The 14,625-nt window shown below is 57.8% G+C and carries 15 protein-coding genes; 8 read left to right on the plus strand and 7 right to left on the minus strand.

The annotated features are described in order from the left end of the window. Positions 1-62 precede the first annotated feature (62 nt). Positions 63-920, minus strand: a complete 858-nt coding sequence (locus GSQ77_RS06305) for a carotenoid biosynthesis protein (RefSeq protein WP_158900155.1) — start codon at positions 918-920, stop codon at positions 63-65. Positions 921-1,299: 379 nt separating this feature from the next. Here GSQ77_RS06305 and GSQ77_RS29915 point away from each other — a divergent pair, with 379 nt between their 5' ends. The 3 genes from GSQ77_RS29915 to GSQ77_RS06320 all read left to right on the plus strand — a co-directional run bounded on the left by GSQ77_RS29915 (position 1,300) and on the right by GSQ77_RS06320 (position 3,791). Further along, positions 1,300-1,503, plus strand: coding sequence for a DUF2946 family protein (locus tag GSQ77_RS29915; protein WP_158900157.1), 204 nt, complete (start codon positions 1,300-1,302; stop codon positions 1,501-1,503). Positions 1,504-1,592: 89 nt separating this feature from the next. Further along, on the plus strand, positions 1,593-2,570 hold the full coding sequence (waaC, locus tag GSQ77_RS06315; protein WP_158900159.1) for a lipopolysaccharide heptosyltransferase I: 978 nt from the start codon (positions 1,593-1,595) through the stop codon (positions 2,568-2,570). A 213-nt stretch (positions 2,571-2,783) separates the two neighbouring features. Next, positions 2,784-3,791, plus strand: coding sequence for a hypothetical protein (locus GSQ77_RS06320; RefSeq protein WP_158900161.1), 1,008 nt, complete (start codon positions 2,784-2,786; stop codon positions 3,789-3,791). 7 nt (positions 3,792-3,798) lie between these two features. Here GSQ77_RS06320 and GSQ77_RS06325 read toward each other — a convergent pair whose 3' ends face one another. Next, a complete protein-coding gene (locus GSQ77_RS06325; RefSeq protein ID WP_158900163.1) occupies positions 3,799-4,455 on the minus strand; it encodes a glutathione S-transferase family protein in 657 nt (218 codons plus the stop codon). 222 nt (positions 4,456-4,677) lie between these two features. Between GSQ77_RS06325 and GSQ77_RS06330 the strand changes: the two genes are divergently transcribed. The 3 genes from GSQ77_RS06330 (at position 4,678) to GSQ77_RS06340 (ending at position 7,792) form a co-directional block, all read left to right on the plus strand. Further along, positions 4,678-5,214: a TetR/AcrR family transcriptional regulator gene (locus GSQ77_RS06330; protein ID WP_254067466.1), complete on the plus strand. Its 537-nt coding sequence runs from the start codon at positions 4,678-4,680 to the stop codon at positions 5,212-5,214. Between the two features lie 214 nt (positions 5,215-5,428). Next, the gene (locus GSQ77_RS06335) at positions 5,429-6,106 is read left to right on the plus strand and encodes an alpha/beta hydrolase (RefSeq protein WP_158900167.1); all 678 of its coding nucleotides are present in this window, start codon (positions 5,429-5,431) and stop codon (positions 6,104-6,106) included. A gap of 63 nt (positions 6,107-6,169) precedes the next feature. Further along, on the plus strand, positions 6,170-7,792 hold the full coding sequence (locus tag GSQ77_RS06340) for an ATP-binding protein (RefSeq protein ID WP_158900169.1): 1,623 nt from the start codon (positions 6,170-6,172) through the stop codon (positions 7,790-7,792). A gap of 7 nt (positions 7,793-7,799) precedes the next feature. Here the strand turns inward: GSQ77_RS06340 and GSQ77_RS06345 are convergent, their stop codons facing one another. The 3 genes from GSQ77_RS06345 to GSQ77_RS29920 all read right to left on the minus strand — a co-directional run bounded on the left by GSQ77_RS06345 (position 7,800) and on the right by GSQ77_RS29920 (position 10,839). Further along, positions 7,800-9,137 carry a chloride channel protein gene (locus GSQ77_RS06345; RefSeq protein ID WP_158900171.1) on the minus strand — a complete coding sequence of 446 codons (1,338 nt, stop codon included), beginning with the start codon at positions 9,135-9,137 and terminating at the stop codon, positions 7,800-7,802. A gap of 181 nt (positions 9,138-9,318) precedes the next feature. Beyond that, on the minus strand, positions 9,319-10,029 hold the full coding sequence (locus tag GSQ77_RS06350) for an SDR family NAD(P)-dependent oxidoreductase (protein ID WP_158900173.1): 711 nt from the start codon (positions 10,027-10,029) through the stop codon (positions 9,319-9,321). A 117-nt stretch (positions 10,030-10,146) separates the two neighbouring features. Then, the gene (locus GSQ77_RS29920; protein ID WP_158900175.1) at positions 10,147-10,839 is read right to left on the minus strand and encodes a M23 family metallopeptidase; all 693 of its coding nucleotides are present in this window, start codon (positions 10,837-10,839) and stop codon (positions 10,147-10,149) included. A gap of 212 nt (positions 10,840-11,051) precedes the next feature. On the opposite strand from GSQ77_RS29920, the gene GSQ77_RS06360 reads away from it, so the two are divergent. Further along, positions 11,052-11,378: a hypothetical protein gene (locus GSQ77_RS06360; RefSeq protein WP_158900177.1), complete on the plus strand. Its 327-nt coding sequence runs from the start codon at positions 11,052-11,054 to the stop codon at positions 11,376-11,378. 92 nt (positions 11,379-11,470) lie between these two features. Here the strand turns inward: GSQ77_RS06360 and GSQ77_RS06365 are convergent, their stop codons facing one another. Together GSQ77_RS06365 and GSQ77_RS06370 are read right to left on the minus strand one after the other, a co-directional pair. Beyond that, a complete protein-coding gene (locus GSQ77_RS06365; RefSeq protein ID WP_158900179.1) occupies positions 11,471-12,265 on the minus strand; it encodes a metallophosphoesterase in 795 nt (264 codons plus the stop codon). A gap of 170 nt (positions 12,266-12,435) precedes the next feature. Beyond that, positions 12,436-13,356 carry a LysR family transcriptional regulator gene (locus GSQ77_RS06370; RefSeq protein WP_158900181.1) on the minus strand — a complete coding sequence of 307 codons (921 nt, stop codon included), beginning with the start codon at positions 13,354-13,356 and terminating at the stop codon, positions 12,436-12,438. 138 nt (positions 13,357-13,494) lie between these two features. Here GSQ77_RS06370 and GSQ77_RS06375 point away from each other — a divergent pair, with 138 nt between their 5' ends. Then, a complete protein-coding gene (locus tag GSQ77_RS06375; RefSeq protein WP_158900183.1) occupies positions 13,495-14,556 on the plus strand; it encodes an isocitrate/isopropylmalate dehydrogenase family protein in 1,062 nt (353 codons plus the stop codon). Positions 14,557-14,625 lie beyond the last annotated feature (69 nt).

Genomic DNA, 14,625 nt, shown 5'->3' on the forward strand with positions numbered 1-14,625 from the left:
ATCTTGGGATGCTGGGGGCGCACAGCCTTAAGCTCGCTACAGCCGATGGCCGCCAGGTCGTTTCATCCAGGCTTCGTAGCGCGTTCGCGGCCGAGCCCGATGAATGCCAGAAGCACGGCGAATCCCATCGTGAAGATATCAACGACCCGTAGTTCGGGCACGCTTTGCACGATGAGGTGATCTATCGCGACCATGGCGTAGCACACCACTGGTAATGCGCGGAAATAGCATGGCGCTCCCCCGGTTACTGAAGGGGGGCGAATGTATCGAGAAGCAATGCCGAAGAGCAGGTATACGACGAATGTTGTTGCAAGCCAGCCCGCGTAGTTATGAACAGGGACGCCGAAATAGCTACCGCCCGCTTCCCACACCCAGTTTCCTGCACGGCTCATCCCCGGATCCATCACAGTGTCCCACGAGGTCATCACCATGGATGCGACGATTGAGCGGCTCAGGACGCGTTCAGAAGCGTCCTGAGTTGTCGAACCCACCAACGCCGAGGCGATGACCCACGACGAATAGATCATCATGAACCAGGCGAGAGGGATGATCGCGGGAACTAGCCCTAGCTTCGGGCCCAGCATGTCGCTGTAGTGATAGTGGCCGTATACCCAGCCTGTCGAAACGCCAATTTCCTCGAGTATCCATGAAACGATAGCGGAGACCATAAAGAACGCAAGCGTGCGGCGCTTACCGAGCGATGCGCAGCAATGTGACAGGGCGAATCCACTGAATATCAAGGTGTATCCGACGTCTCCAAGCGAGGGGATCGGCCATCCGGTGGCGAACCGAAGCCACTTTGCAACAAGTCGAAGCGCGAAGGCGATGAACAGTAGTATCGCTAGCCGCGTCGCAATGGATGTTCCGATATCGGGTCTTGATAAGAGATTTTCTGACTTGTTGATGGTTTGCAATTTCATAAGATCCGTATTTCACGAGATTGGGTTCATCGAGCAATGACGCGCGGCTGTTTGCAGCATGACACTACTTCATGACGGTTCGCAGTGGCCGGCCGCTGACCCTCAGCGTTACTCCGGCATTCACTGGTCGTTGAGAAGCATTATTAGAACCCTCATGAAATCGCTTACTAAGAATCTTGACGAAATCAACGCCTCACCAATGCCCGATGATGCCCCTGTTATCCAAACAACCTTTTTAGCGAATGACATATGTTCCTAAAAATTAGATTGTCCGCATGACCGGTATGGTGAGAAACACTTTTGAGGCGAATTTATTCCACTAGCGAGTGCCCCGCTCGCTGCGGGCGCAGGTGGTACGTGAACGAAACTGGCGGCCACAGTGTTCGCTCCATTGGCCAGTCAGCTCGTCCAGTGCGCCTATGCGGATGAGCCGTGGGCACCGATATGCTCGGCTTCTATACCGGCGGATGCGCAGCATCATGCTCCGGTTACCAGCACGCTAAACGCATGCGGCTATTGCGATCTCCTGGCGCACCATTCGCCTGCGCTGCTTGCCAATACCGCGTCGTCCAAGTTAAGCTGATTCCAACTGTAGAGCGAAGCGGGAAGCACGGCGACTAGATGAATTCCGGTAAAAACTAACGTTCGCGCGCGACTATGTAGCCACTCCTCATGAACCGAATTCTTGTTGTGATGGTTACCTCGATGGGCGACATCGTGCACGCCCAGCCCATCGTATCCGATTTGCATCGCGCCTTTCCCGGGATCAAGATCGACTGGGCGGCCGATGCCGCTTTCGTCGATATCTTGCGCTGGAACCCCCTGATCGACCGAGTGATATGCGCGCCGTTGCGTCGATTCAAAAAAACGCGTGATCCGGCCGATTTAAAGGCGATTGTTTCCACTATCATCTGGTTGCGGCGGGTGAAATACGATGCCGTGCTTGATCTTCACGGCGTATATAAAAGCGCCATCATCTCCTCTCTGGCCCGTGCGCGCCTGCGTTACGGCTATCGGACCGATGAACTTGGAGAGCCTGGTGCAGCGTTCGCCTATAACCGCCGATTTGCGCCGCGCGAAGACATCAGCGTCGTCGACCGGCTGCGGCGAACCGTGAGCGAGGCACTGGGATACGCGCTGAACGAACGCCCCGAGTTCAACTTGCATATTCCCGAACCTGCCTTCGTGCCGCTGGCAGCCGGTCAAGCTCAACTGGCCCTGTTGTTTCACGCGACCTCGAAAAGCGAAAAAAAATGGCCCGCTGGCCACTGGCGAGAGATAGCACAGTCGCTAAGCGTGTGGGGCATGACACCTCTGTTGCCTTGGGGCAATGAATCGGAAAAAGGGGAAGCACGCGCTATTGCTCAAGAGGTGGAAGGCGTAGTGATACTGCCCAGGCTATCGATCGAGGAAGTCGCGCACTATATCAAGAGATCGGCGGTGGTCATTGGGACCGACACCGGTTTCGCCCATCTCGCCAGTGCGCTGGGCGTCCCTACTGTAATGGTTTTTACAGCCACGGCCCGCCGTCAATTCGGCGTGAATGTGCCCGGGGTTTCGCTCTCGGTTGGGGATAGCGGCCAACCGCCATCAATCGACGAGGTACTCAACGCAGTCCAGATTGTCATGCGCAAGCGCGAGCTGCTGTAGCACCGATCCGCTTGCTGGGATCGACGACTTCCACTTCACCACATTGTTCATCGCTCTTTTGATTTCTCTATGACTGCACGCCCGTCGCCTAAGACGCAGATCTCCTCACGAATCTTACTGGTTGGCCTGATGCCAGGCATCGGCAATATGCATCTCCCTCGACATTTGGCGCGTGCTGGTCTTGAAGTCGTCTTCGCCGGCGTCGGGAGTTGCATGGCATCTCGTTCCGGCCATGTCCGGACGTCTTACCCCTGGCCGTCCGACGGTGGTGGCCTAACCGTTGAGCCGTTCATAGACTGCGTCAGGCAGGCTCAGCCTCAGTGGGTCATCCCCCTGGACGAAGTATCCGCCCAGGTTCTACAGCAAATAGGCAGCGGACAACTTCAGGGCGGTGAGTTCCCGCTGCCGGCCGATGTCGTGGAACTGGTGCGACGCTCCCTCGGAAATCCGACTGGGTATCCTCTTTTCGCCGTGCGCCGTCGCGCATTCGAAACCGCCCATGCGGCAGGCATCCCGGTGGCAGTTCAGGCAGACGTGGACACGTTTGAAGCGTGCCTTCAATTTGCCCGAGAGCAGGGGTATCCCGTGGTTCTAAAACAGGAGGCCTCCAGCGGGGGCATCGCGGCGTTCATCCTGGACAGCGAAGCGGCCTTGGGTGACTTCACCTCCAGCGGCCAATTTGGCCGGGCTGGCCCGCCGTGGGTAATTCAAGGCTTCATTCCCGGGGTGCTGGGCATGCACGCCGTATTTGCCGAGCAGGGCCGTATATTGGCGAAAGTTAGTGCGGTCCAGATTAGAACGCGTAGCAACAGGCAGACAGCACCAAGCAGCGTGGTCAAGTTGCTTCAGCATGACGCGATGGCAGCCAGCTGCGCCGCGTTCGTGGCGGCCACCGGGGCCTCGGGATTCCATGGCTGGGATTTCCAACTGGAAGAAACCGGGAACGCCGTGATGATCGAGCACAATCCCCGACCCATTTCCGTCTCCCATCTGGGGTACCTGCTGGGTGACGATCTATGCGCAGCCCTGGCTACCGCGTGTGGCGTGACCATCGGCCACCCAAGACCGAGCGCTGGCGGGGAATGCCATGTGGCGCTTTTCCCAGACGAGTGGCAACGGGATCCGCTGAGCTCCATGCTGCACGAAACGTTTCACGATGCCCCCTGGGACGACCGGCCGCTGTTTACAGCCTTGTTGCAAGAGAACATACATTTCATCTAGTTGGCATTTACATCGCTTGCCCACTTCGGTTCTTCACGCTTGGCCGATCCGAGACCTTTGCCTGCCAAGCTGACAACGCCGAACAATCGTCCGGAATCGCAATGCCCGCAAAGCCCGCGTGCAAGAGCGCGGCGAACGCCGTGATGTCGGCCATCGAGAAATTATCGCCCGCCACATAGGGACGTGCTTTGAGAACGCTGTCGAAGTACTTCATGCCCGCTACGAATTTCTGATGATGCCGGTCACCCCACTCCTTCCTGTGCGCCCATTCGGGGCTTTTGTAGGCGTCGAGGCGAGCGCCTAACCCAGGCGTCGCATGGTGGAAGTAAATGCCGATAGCATCGATGAGTTGATCATCAGCGCGTTTCTGCATCATGTGGATGACCGCCTTTTCCTTCGGTGTCTTGCCAGTGAGCGTGGGGTTCCCACCCAGGTTGTCCAGATATTCAGTGATCGCGACGCTTTCGGAGATGAATGTGCCATCGTCGAGTTCCAGGACGGGGACAGTTCCCGTCGGATTGATGGCGAGAAACGCGCTCTGCTTATGTTCGGCCGCAAACAGATCCACTTTCACAAATTCGATTTGAGAATCCAGCCCTTTCTCGGCGAGGACGATGCGGATGCGGGCCGGATTAGGGAAGCCAGGAGTGTCATAAATTTTCACGGTCAAGTCCTTGGTGTTATCTATCGGTAGATAGGTTGGGAAGCGAAGTGTGTCGTGGAAATGTTATGATGTCAACAAGTATCTATCTATCGATAGCTAAGTAATGCGCTGATGCTTAGCTATCGATAGATACCCACTCGAAACTACTGCTTACCTTTTGGATATTTGTCGATCGGTAGATGAAGGCACTTGATGACCACCACAGACACGAGAGAACGAATCATGAGCGTAGCCAAGCTCATGGTGCAGGCGCACGGCTACAACGCATTAAGCTTCCGTGAAATCGGAAAAGAGGTGGGCGTATCCAGCGCAAGCATCCATCACCACTTTCCCACCAAAGGCGATCTAGGCGCGGCCCTCGCGCAACGCTACACCGACGACGGAAGCGCGTGGCTCGAAAAATTGCTTGCCACCTCCAAGGATGCTCACAAATGCATGACGGGGTACACCGCCATATTTCGGGCGGCGCTGCTCAACGACAATCGGATGTGCTTGGCTGGACTCATGTCCGCCGAATATGCCGACTTGCCCGCGGAGGTACGAGTGGAGGTCGACCGATTCACCACCGTGAATGTCAAATGGTTGACTGAAGTCCTTGCGCTGCGAAAAACCAAAGCAGGAAAAGATGGGATTCAACACCAGGCGCTTGCGATCTTCGCTGCGCTAGAAGGCGCTCAGCTCGTGGCAAGAGGGCGCGATGACATCACAATGTTCGACCGGGCGGTTACGGCGTACCGGGCGGCGGGTCTGTTCCCTTGATGGCTTGCTGATGCGCAGATCTTGGCTTGGCTCCCGCGGGAGGGACCTGCCGAGTAGGGTGTGCCTCATACTCTTCGTGTGATATATTACATATCAGGCGAAGTAACCCAAATCGGGGCATGCCTGAAACCGACTTTCCCGATCGCGGATTTTCGCGCTACAGGGTAATAGCCGGATCGTGTTCTTCATTCGCACCTTCATCCCAGGTTCTGCAATGTTCGATCCTTCGCTGTTGGGCCGCCTTTCGTTCACGCCCGCTGAGCCTAGCCAAGACCCGTTGCGACCAGGCCGCAACCGTCTTGGCGTCGCCACCGAGCGCGACGCGATACTGTTCGTGCCGACCGGGCTCGACGCACGTGGGCCGGTACCGCTATTCGTGATGTTCCATGGCGCAGGCGGCTTCCCTGAGAAGATTCTGCCTTTCATCGAAGAACACGCCGAGCGCGACAAGTTCCTGGTGCTTGCGCCGCATTCGATGTATCCGACCTGGGACATCGTGATTGGCGGCAGCGGCCCAGACCTTGAGCGGCTGCATCAGGCGCTCGTAGCGGTCACTTCCCGCTACCGGATCGATCGCGACCATCTGGCATTTGCCGGGTTTTCGGACGGCGCGAGCTACGCGTTGTCGATCGGCATTACGAACGGCGACATCGCGAGCCACGTGATCGCATTTTCTGGCGGCTTCATGTCGATTTTTACGCAGGAAGGCGCGCCTAAGGTCTTCATTGCGCACGGCTTAAACGACGAACAACTCCCCATCGAGACCAGCGGCCGCGCGAACGTCACAAAGCTGAAGGCCGCCGGCTATGACGTGCAATACATCGAATTCAGCGGTTTGCATGCGATCCAGCCGGTCATTGTCGACATGGCAATCCAATTCTTCCTCAAATAACGTGTGGGTCGCCGCCGGTCGACTGGCCGGCTTGCCGAATGACGATCAGATTGGAGTGTGTTTATGGACTTTGAAATACCGGAATCCCTGGTTCATCCGCTGCTCGCGATGATCGAATCCGAATCGACGCTCGCAAGACAACTGAATGAGCACGGTTTGTGCCACGGCAAAATGCTGGTGTCGAGCAAGCTGTTCGATGCCAAGTCGCTGAGTGCACTCTATTCACTGAGCAAGGCAAATAACGAGCGCGCGCTGATGTTCCAGATGCTTGCGCTCGATAACATCTACAACGCGCCGCAGGCTCGCACGATTCCGGCACTGGATCAGATGGTGCCAGGCCTGATCGCGTACCTGTCGCGCGACGCGATCGATGGCTGGCTTTACCACCGTGCCAAGGATGGCATGCTGCTGCCGTGGCTCGTGCGCCGGATGCGTTACGTCGAGCCCGATCAGGGCACGCCGTACGTCGTCATCGACATGCTGGCCAATACGATGCAGTCGGCCAACTCTGAGCGCACCGACCAGCAGATGCGCCACTCGGGTATGACGACCTCGCTCGTGTTCAATCGACACGACATTGCCAACCGCACGATCCCGGAACTGCTAGCGGAGTCCGGGTTTTACAAGGAGTGCGCGGAATTCAAGCGTGAATACGAGCAGCACGCGCAGCGCTTCCTTAAGTTTCAACCGGGCTTTGGCGCGCAGTTCGTCGTCTCGAAGGCGGCGTTCACTGTCGATGCGAAGGGTGTCCCCGAGCTAACGCGCATCGTCGATGGCGTGAGCGCGAAGTGCGTCAACGACGAAGAGACACTGGAACGCCGCTTCCAAATGACGATCGATGCCGATTTCTGGCGCGGCGCGAACGTAGGCACCGATTTCGAAAAGGTCCCGCTGCATTGCTACGTTTGCCTGTTTCATCTGGAGTGGCACCGCAATATCTGGGTGCATGTACAGCACATGACCGAGTATCGATACCGGCCCGAACTGCGCGACAAGCTGGTCCTCCCCAATCATCATCGCGATCTGATCGACATTCTGACGTCGAAATTGAGTGTGTTCGCGCAGGACTTCGTGCCGGGCAAGTCGGGCGGCACGACTATCCTTTGCCAGGGGGCGCCAGGACTGGGCAAAACGCTGACCGCGGAGATCTACGCGGAGGTGGTGGGCAAACCGCTGTACCGCGTGCATTCGGGGCAACTCGGGACGACGGCGGCGTCGGTCGGCGCGACGCTGTCCGGCATCCTGCGGCGTGCGGCGCGTTGGGACGCGATCCTGCTGCTGGACGAGGCTGACGTCTACATCCGTCGCCGCGATAACGATCTCGAGCACAACGCCATCGTGGCGGAATTCCTGCGCACGCTCGAGTATTTCAACGGCCTGCTGTTTATGACGACCAATCGCATCGACGATGTCGACGACGCGATCCTGTCACGTTGCATCGCCAAGATCCAGTACGAGACGCCGCCTAAGCCCGACGCAATCAGACTGTGGAAGCTGCTGGCCGAGCAGTCAGGTGCGGACCTCACTGATGACCTGATCGAATCGCTGACGAGTGCCTATCCGAAAGCGAGTGGACGAGACGTCAAGGAACTCCTAAAGCTGACGACACGCTACTGCTGCGCGAAAAAAATCCCGCTTTCGGAGGATGCCTTCAGGATGTGTGCCTCGTTTCGCGGCCATGCGTGATACGGCGTCAGTTCGTCGACCCGGTTAATTGCGTGATCGGCGATGCGCGCCGCTGCGTAGCCTGGGCGAGTTTTAATCGATCGCAAAACGAGAAGGCCGCAACAGAGCCGGCGACCGCAGCCAGGATAGGAATCAGGAACTCCTGATTCACCCCGGTAAATTCGAAAATCAGCACGGTGGCGGTGATGGGCATCTTCATCGATGCAGCCAGAAATGCCGCGGCCCCTATAACGGCAAAGGCGCCCGCCGGGGTAGCCACCGGCCAAAAGTGATTCCACACGCCACCCAGCACTACGGCCAACAAGGCGCCATTGGCCAGTGCGGGCGTAAGCAAACCGCCCTGCGCACCGGCACGCAAGCTGCTCGCCGTAATCACGACCCTGAGTGCAAGCAACACAGCCGCCAGCTCGATCGTCAGATTATTGTCAAAGCTCATGGCGGCCGGCGTCTTTCCATTCCCGAGCAACTGAGGGAAATACAAAGCCAAACATCCGATCAGTAAGAAGTTAATGACGGACAAGACAGGCAACATCGCATTCGTGGGTGCCTTTGCCTTCGCCGCGTTCATGATTCGTGTGAATACATAAGCTGCTATTCCAAAGATCGGACCACAAACAACCGCCCATATAACGAGAGCGGTATGCGAATCAAAAGCCGGAATGGTGTACTGCGATGAATCGCCCAGGCCGATGCGGGCGACCAGCGTCGCGATGACGGAGGTTGCTACCGCGGGGACCAAGGCAGTCCAACCGAAAGTGCCGAGCAAAACTTCGAGGACGAATACGGCCCCACCGAGGGGGACGTTATAAACTGCGGCTAGCCCGGCTCCCGCGCCACATGCCACCATGATTTGGCTCTCGGAAACACTGAGGCCCACGCGATGCGCTAGCCAACCGGCGAGAGCCGCGCCCATTTCGCGTGGCGCCACCTCGCGCCCGAGCGGCGATCCCAATGCGACCGTGACAATTTGCAAAAGAGCGTGCGATAGCGTGCTCCCCATCGGCATGCGTGGATCGGATGAACCCACGGCTTTAGAAATGCTGACCAGTGGACGCCCAAAACGGTATGTCGCCCACCAACCGATACCCGCTGCGAGGCCGCAAGCGAGCATGACCAGCAGGCGCCGGGACGGCGCAGTAGCCATCACACCCTGCAGGAAGCTTTCGTCGCCGATCAATTGGTGGAGACTGTAACCATAAGCGAGGTGTTGAACCGCATGCAGCAACAAGGCGAGCAACATGCCCGCCACTCCAGCGCCAATTCCGGTGAGTAGTGTCACGGCGGCCAAAAGAACGAGCGGGCTTCGGCGCTCAGGGCGTCTATCGTCGAGTGGTCTTGAAGTCATGAGTTTTCATCGTTCAGTATGCGAACGCCGAGCAGCATGGCTTTTCAGCGCGCAAGCTAAGGGTAAATACCTAGTTCTGGCATTCTATCGCAGTGCGCGCTGATGTTAAAGAATCACTTTTGTATTAAATACAGGAGCACAGTGAATATATGGGGGCGGGGTGTGGGCGAGTCGCGGCTTCCTAGTGGCCGGCACTATGGCCGCCGTCGACATGCAGGATTTCGCCTGTCACGAACAGAGCGAATTCGAGGTAGAGGACGGCGTCCACGATGTCTTTCATTTCGCCCATGCGGCCCATAGGCTGAAGCGCGCCGAGTGCGTCGTGACTCTCAGGCGCATGCATAGGTGACTTGATCATGCCGGGAGAAACGGCATTGGCACGAATGCCTGCCTTTGCGTACTCGATGGCCAACGACTTTGTGGCTGCGTTAAGACCGCCCTTGGTCAGTGACGCCAGAACAGAGGGAACGCCGGAAATCGCATGATCGACCAAGCTAGTCGTGACCTGTACGACATGACCGCTTGAGTTCTTTTCCATCTCGGCGATAGCAAGCTGCGTGATGTTGAAGAAGCCGTTGAGATTGACGCTGAGCAACGCGGCATAGTCTTCTGCTGTGTACTGAGTAAAGGGCTTGGCAATAAAGATGCCGGCGTTATTGATCAGCGTATCGATACGGCCGAAGCGGGCAACGCCTTCGGTGATCACCCGTTTTGCTACTTTACGGTCGCCAATGTCGCCAGCGATGGTGAGGATATTCGGATCTGTTGACGGCTCGATGGATCGGGCGGTGGCGACAACGCGATAGCCGAAATCACGGAATGCGTTGACTAACTCGCTGCCGATGCCTCGCGACGCGCCAGTAACAACGACGACCTTTTGCAAATCTCTCATGATGGAACCTCAGGTGGGAAGCGGCTTTGTCGGATGATCGCACCTGCGGCGCAGTCAAATGCGTATTGGGAGCGCCCGTGTTACTGCGTAACGCAGTGTCCCTTGATTGCTGAGGAGCTAATGGGTTTGCGAGAGGCCTACGTTGAATGCCTCGTGCACGGCGCCAATTTTCCGTCGGAATTCAACGAGGTCGCGGCCCCCGAGCGCCGGTGCGATACGATTGCGAATCAGAGGAAGTGGGTCTGTCGGCTCGTGGTTGTAGCGCACCTCGAAGTGAAGATGCGGACCGGTGGCGTCACCTGTGCGACCTACCGCTCCAAGTCGTTGTCCGAGCCGCAGTTGGACGCCCGCACGCAGGTGCGCCGCAATCGCAGATAGGTGTGCGTACCACGTCGAGTATCCGCCGTCGTGTTGCACAACGACATAGCGTCCGTAGCCGCCTTTGTCGAACCCGGTGAACTCGACCGTGCCCGGTGCCGCGGCCTTCACGGGTGTCCCGACCGGCGCGGCAAGATCCACGCCGGTGTGTTCCCGGAGCTGGCCGGTGCCTGTACGAATGCGCATGCCGAACGGCGAGCTCACGCGTGCGCCGTCGACCGGCATCGCGAAAGGCGTGTCGGAGTTGATACCCGTCGCATTCGGAGACGACAGATCGTCGCTTGCTGGTTGTTGCAATACGGGATGAGACGCGTTGTGGGGAGCCATGGCGAGTGCAAACACATTTCCTGTCGCAACGAGACCAGCCAACGCGATTGCAACTGCGAAAAAGATAACCGAGCCGACAGGGCGGGTAAGAGGTCCGATGTTCATCTATTGCTGCATCTAAAGCTCTACTGTAGGCCGAGCACGCGATTCGCATAAGGCCTTAAGTTCTCGATGATGTGCTCGAAAGTATCATTCCAAGGATCGCAGCGCTTTGTCGATCGACCTGGCTAATCGGCGACTGCGCTCATAGCAACACGGGTGAAATATGAAACTGGTATAAGATTGTTATAAAGGTTTCATATCTGAGGGCGACCATCATGCAAATTTCAAAACCAATCGGATCTTTTCCCACTACGAATTCGGCTGCTGGTGGTTCGAGCGTGAACGGAAACGCGAGTAGTGGCGCCCCTTCTTTTCAGGCGCTGTTGGCCGAATTGAACGGTTTTGCGCAAGATTCACCGGGGCAGTGGATGGAAGCGATGGTCTTGGCTCAACTGGGACTTACCCCCGCCGACCTGCAAAAAATGACTCCGCAGGAGCGTCTGCAGGTCGAGGAAAAGATCAAGGAATTACTGAAGGCCCAAATGCAGAAGGCAAAAGAAGAATCAGCGGAGAAGGGGCACACGATCAACGTCAGTGTCTAGCTCGTGGCGGGAGCATAGGCGTAACTGCCGCGCCGCTCACGGAGCCGTTTCTCGGTGAGCGTCAGATTTGAATTGGCTTGCTTGATGCGGACTTAAATCTCGACGACAAAACGGCTGTCGAAATTTTCATTTTCTCGCGTCAGGTCAGCGGGCGTTTTCGCGACCTTAATGCCATGACAGTACCCCATCGGGTTCGCTATGATCCGCGTCCTACCGGCGACATAATCGGACGAGCAATGGGTATGCCCGTGAATGAATAAATCGGCCATGCCGAGAAGGTCCGTCAAGTCCGAGGCAAAGCCCGCGCTCGTCAAATCGGTCGCATAGCGTGGATCCATACTGTTTGGATGCGGGGCGTGATGGGTAACCGCGATAGTCTTGCCTGAAAACGGTATGGAGAGGGCTTCTTTAAGCCACTCACGATGTTCCCAGTGAAGTTGCCGCGCGGCCTCCGGACTGAAAGGCTTGCCCTCTTTTCTTGTGATCACGCGGTGGTCCGGAATCTTGTCGTCGCACTCTTGCATGGCACTTGATCGTTGATCGATTCCGAATACTTCAAAATCGGTCCACAGGGTACAACCGACAAACCGCACGCCCGCTATTTCAACGCCACCCGGCGCGAGCACATGGATGTTGGGATAGTCCGCCGCTCGCAATGCGAATTCTGTCGCGACGTCGTCGATGCTCGAGTCGTAGAACTCATGGTTGCCGGGGACATAGATTACCGGACAGGGCCAGTCTGAGAAAAGATCGAGCGCGCGTGTGCGGGCCGAAATGTCGCCCGCCAGAACTAATACATCGGCATCGCTGTGTTCAACCGCGCGGTAATCGGGGAATCTTTTTTCCAGGTACTCGAGATGCAAATCCGAGGCTATCTGTATACGCATGGGCACTTCCTGTCGGGTTCGTTTCGCGCGTGCTCGTTCCGAGGCTACGAAGTCTCGTTTCCAATCGAGTCTTGTACGCGAACTGTAAAAAGAATTGTACCGGGGTAAACGCCCGCGAATTCGGGCGGAAGATCGAACAGTTATAGCTGGAGCCGGCTGGGGTACGGCGGCTACTGAATCCAGGGAGCATCGCGCAGGCGCGCCACGAAAAATTCCTTCAGCAGGCGCACCCGTTCCGGCAAATGCGCGCGATACGGTGCGATCCATTGGACGTCGGAATCGAGCTTGGCGTATTGCGGAAGAACGTGGATCAGACGCCCGCTCTGGATATACGCATGGACGTCCCAGAACGGCCGTAGCGCGATGCCCGCGCCGTTGACGGCCCAGTCCCGGAGTACCTCGCCGTTGTTGCTGCGCAGCGGACCGGACACACGAATATCGGTTGCAACGCTGGGATCCGCGTGCGGTCCCAGGTGGCTCAAGCGCCAGATGTGCACGGGCATATCGCGCTCGAGCATGAGCAGACACGTATGTCCTGAAAGATCCTCGGGCGTACGCGGTGTACCGGCGCGTTGCAGGTACGCCGGCGATGCCACCATCGCGCGGTTGTTCTTGGCCAGCGTCTGAACGATCCATTGCGTCGACTGCGGGTGCCACAACCAGATTGCACCGTCGAATCCTTCCGCTTGCAGATCCGGCAACCGGTTACGCAGATGAAGCTCGACGTCGACGCCAGGATGGAGCCGCGAGAACTGCTCGATGGCGGGCGCAGCCCATTGCCGACCGAAACCCACGTTGCAGGCCAGCTTGATGGACCCCTGCGGCGTCGTGCTCAGATCCGCGACGCGCGCTTCCAGACTCTCGAAATCGTCGACCAATCGCCTGGCCAGCTCGCAGTACAGCTCCCCCTCGGGGGTCGGCATCACGCTACGCGTGGTGCGCCGGAACAAGCGAACCGACAGACGCCCCTCGATCTGCGCAAGCCGCTTGGTAATGGCTGCGCCGCTTACCTGGAGACGCTTCGCCGCGCCCACCAGGCTGCCCGTTTCCTTCACTGCGAGTACCAGGAGAAGATCGGTTCGATCCTGCATTGCTAACCTACAGTTAATAAAGAAGTGACAGATTATAGTATTGCGGGAATGCAATTGCGCGGCAAGAATTAAGGGTTGCGCGAGCGCGCTTGTGCTCCTGATTGACTGAATTATTTAACCCGTAACGGAGAAGCACGCATGAAAATAGGTATTCTGGAAGGCGACGATATCGGCCACGAAGTGGTGCCTGAGACGGTCAAGGTCATCAAAGCGGCCGCCGAGGTGACCGGGTTGGCGATCGACTGGCATCCGATACCGATCGGCCGGGCCGCTTATGACAAGCTGGGCCACACGTTGCCGCCCGACACATTGCAACGCCTCGAAGCGCTCGATGGATGGATCCTGGGTCCGATCGGCCATATGGCATATCCGAAAGTGCCCGAAGCGATCAACCCGCATCCGATCCTGCGCAAGCACTTCGATCTGTTCGCCAACATCCGCCCGGCTTTGTCGTACGAGGGCATTCCGTCCTTGCACCAGAACGTCGACCTCGTGATCGTGCGCGAAAACAATGAGGGCTTCCAGCCTGACCGCAATGTCGTGGCGGGTTCTGGCGAGTTTCGGCCGACTACCGACGTGACGATTTCGGTGCGGGTGATCACGCGTGTCGGCTCGTCGAAGGTCCTCCATGAGGCGTTCAAGCTGGCCCGTTCGCGCCGCAAGCAGCTCACCATCGTGCACAAGGACACCGTGTTCAAGCTAGGTTGCGGGATGTTTGTCGAGGAAGCCAAACGCATCGCCGCTGAATATCCGGATGTGACGATGAATGAAGCGATCGTCGACACCTTTGCCATGCGCCTGGTCATGACGCCGCAGAAGTACGACGTGGTCGTTACCACCAATATGTTCGGCGATATTCTCAGCGACGAAGCGGCTGGGCTGGTTGGCGGGCTGGGGCTAGCGCCCGGTCTTTCGGCGGGCCCGCGCCATGCCATGGCACAAGCTACGCACGGTTCGGCGCCGGACATCGCCGGCCGCAATATCGCCAATCCGTATGCGATGGTGATGTCGGGCCAGATGCTGATCGAGTGGCTGGGCCGCAAGCTTGATAACGAGCAAGCGCGCGAGGCTGCTGCGTTGATTGAGAAGGCGGTCGGCACGGTCATGCGCGAGAAGCGCTCGCTTACCGCCGACCTTGGTGGCACGAGCAATACCAGCGAGATGGGCGACGCCATCGTGCACGCGATCCGGCAGGGTTAAGCTTCAGGGATTCGTACGGCCAGCTTCGAGGAAACTCGACTGGCCGATGCAAGTGGCTTGTCGCGTAAC

This window comes from Burkholderia sp. L27(2015) (assembly GCF_009765705.1).
Classification (GTDB): domain Bacteria; phylum Pseudomonadota; class Gammaproteobacteria; order Burkholderiales; family Burkholderiaceae; genus LMUX01.

Coding starts and splice junctions, on each gene's coding strand:
- GSQ77_RS06320 (WP_158900161.1), top strand. CDS start 2,784: ATGGCATCTCGTTCCGGCCATGTCCGGACGTCTTACCCCTGGCCGTCC.
- GSQ77_RS06305 (WP_158900155.1), bottom strand. CDS start 920: ATGAAATTGCAAACCATCAACAAGTCAGAAAATCTCTTATCAAGACCC.
- GSQ77_RS06350 (WP_158900173.1), bottom strand. CDS start 10,029: ATGAGAGATTTGCAAAAGGTCGTCGTTGTTACTGGCGCGTCGCGAGGC.
- GSQ77_RS29920 (WP_158900175.1), bottom strand. CDS start 10,839: ATGAACATCGGACCTCTTACCCGCCCTGTCGGCTCGGTTATCTTTTTC.
- GSQ77_RS06335 (WP_158900167.1), top strand. CDS start 5,429: ATGTTCGATCCTTCGCTGTTGGGCCGCCTTTCGTTCACGCCCGCTGAG.
- GSQ77_RS06360 (WP_158900177.1), top strand. CDS start 11,052: ATGCAAATTTCAAAACCAATCGGATCTTTTCCCACTACGAATTCGGCT.
- waaC (WP_158900159.1), top strand. CDS start 1,593: ATGAACCGAATTCTTGTTGTGATGGTTACCTCGATGGGCGACATCGTG.
- GSQ77_RS06370 (WP_158900181.1), bottom strand. CDS start 13,356: ATGCAGGATCGAACCGATCTTCTCCTGGTACTCGCAGTGAAGGAAACG.
- GSQ77_RS06365 (WP_158900179.1), bottom strand. CDS start 12,265: ATGCGTATACAGATAGCCTCGGATTTGCATCTCGAGTACCTGGAAAAA.
- GSQ77_RS06345 (WP_158900171.1), bottom strand. CDS start 9,137: ATGACTTCAAGACCACTCGACGATAGACGCCCTGAGCGCCGAAGCCCG.
- GSQ77_RS06340 (WP_158900169.1), top strand. CDS start 6,170: ATGGACTTTGAAATACCGGAATCCCTGGTTCATCCGCTGCTCGCGATG.
- GSQ77_RS06330 (WP_254067466.1), top strand. CDS start 4,678: ATGAGCGTAGCCAAGCTCATGGTGCAGGCGCACGGCTACAACGCATTA.
- GSQ77_RS06375 (WP_158900183.1), top strand. CDS start 13,495: ATGAAAATAGGTATTCTGGAAGGCGACGATATCGGCCACGAAGTGGTG.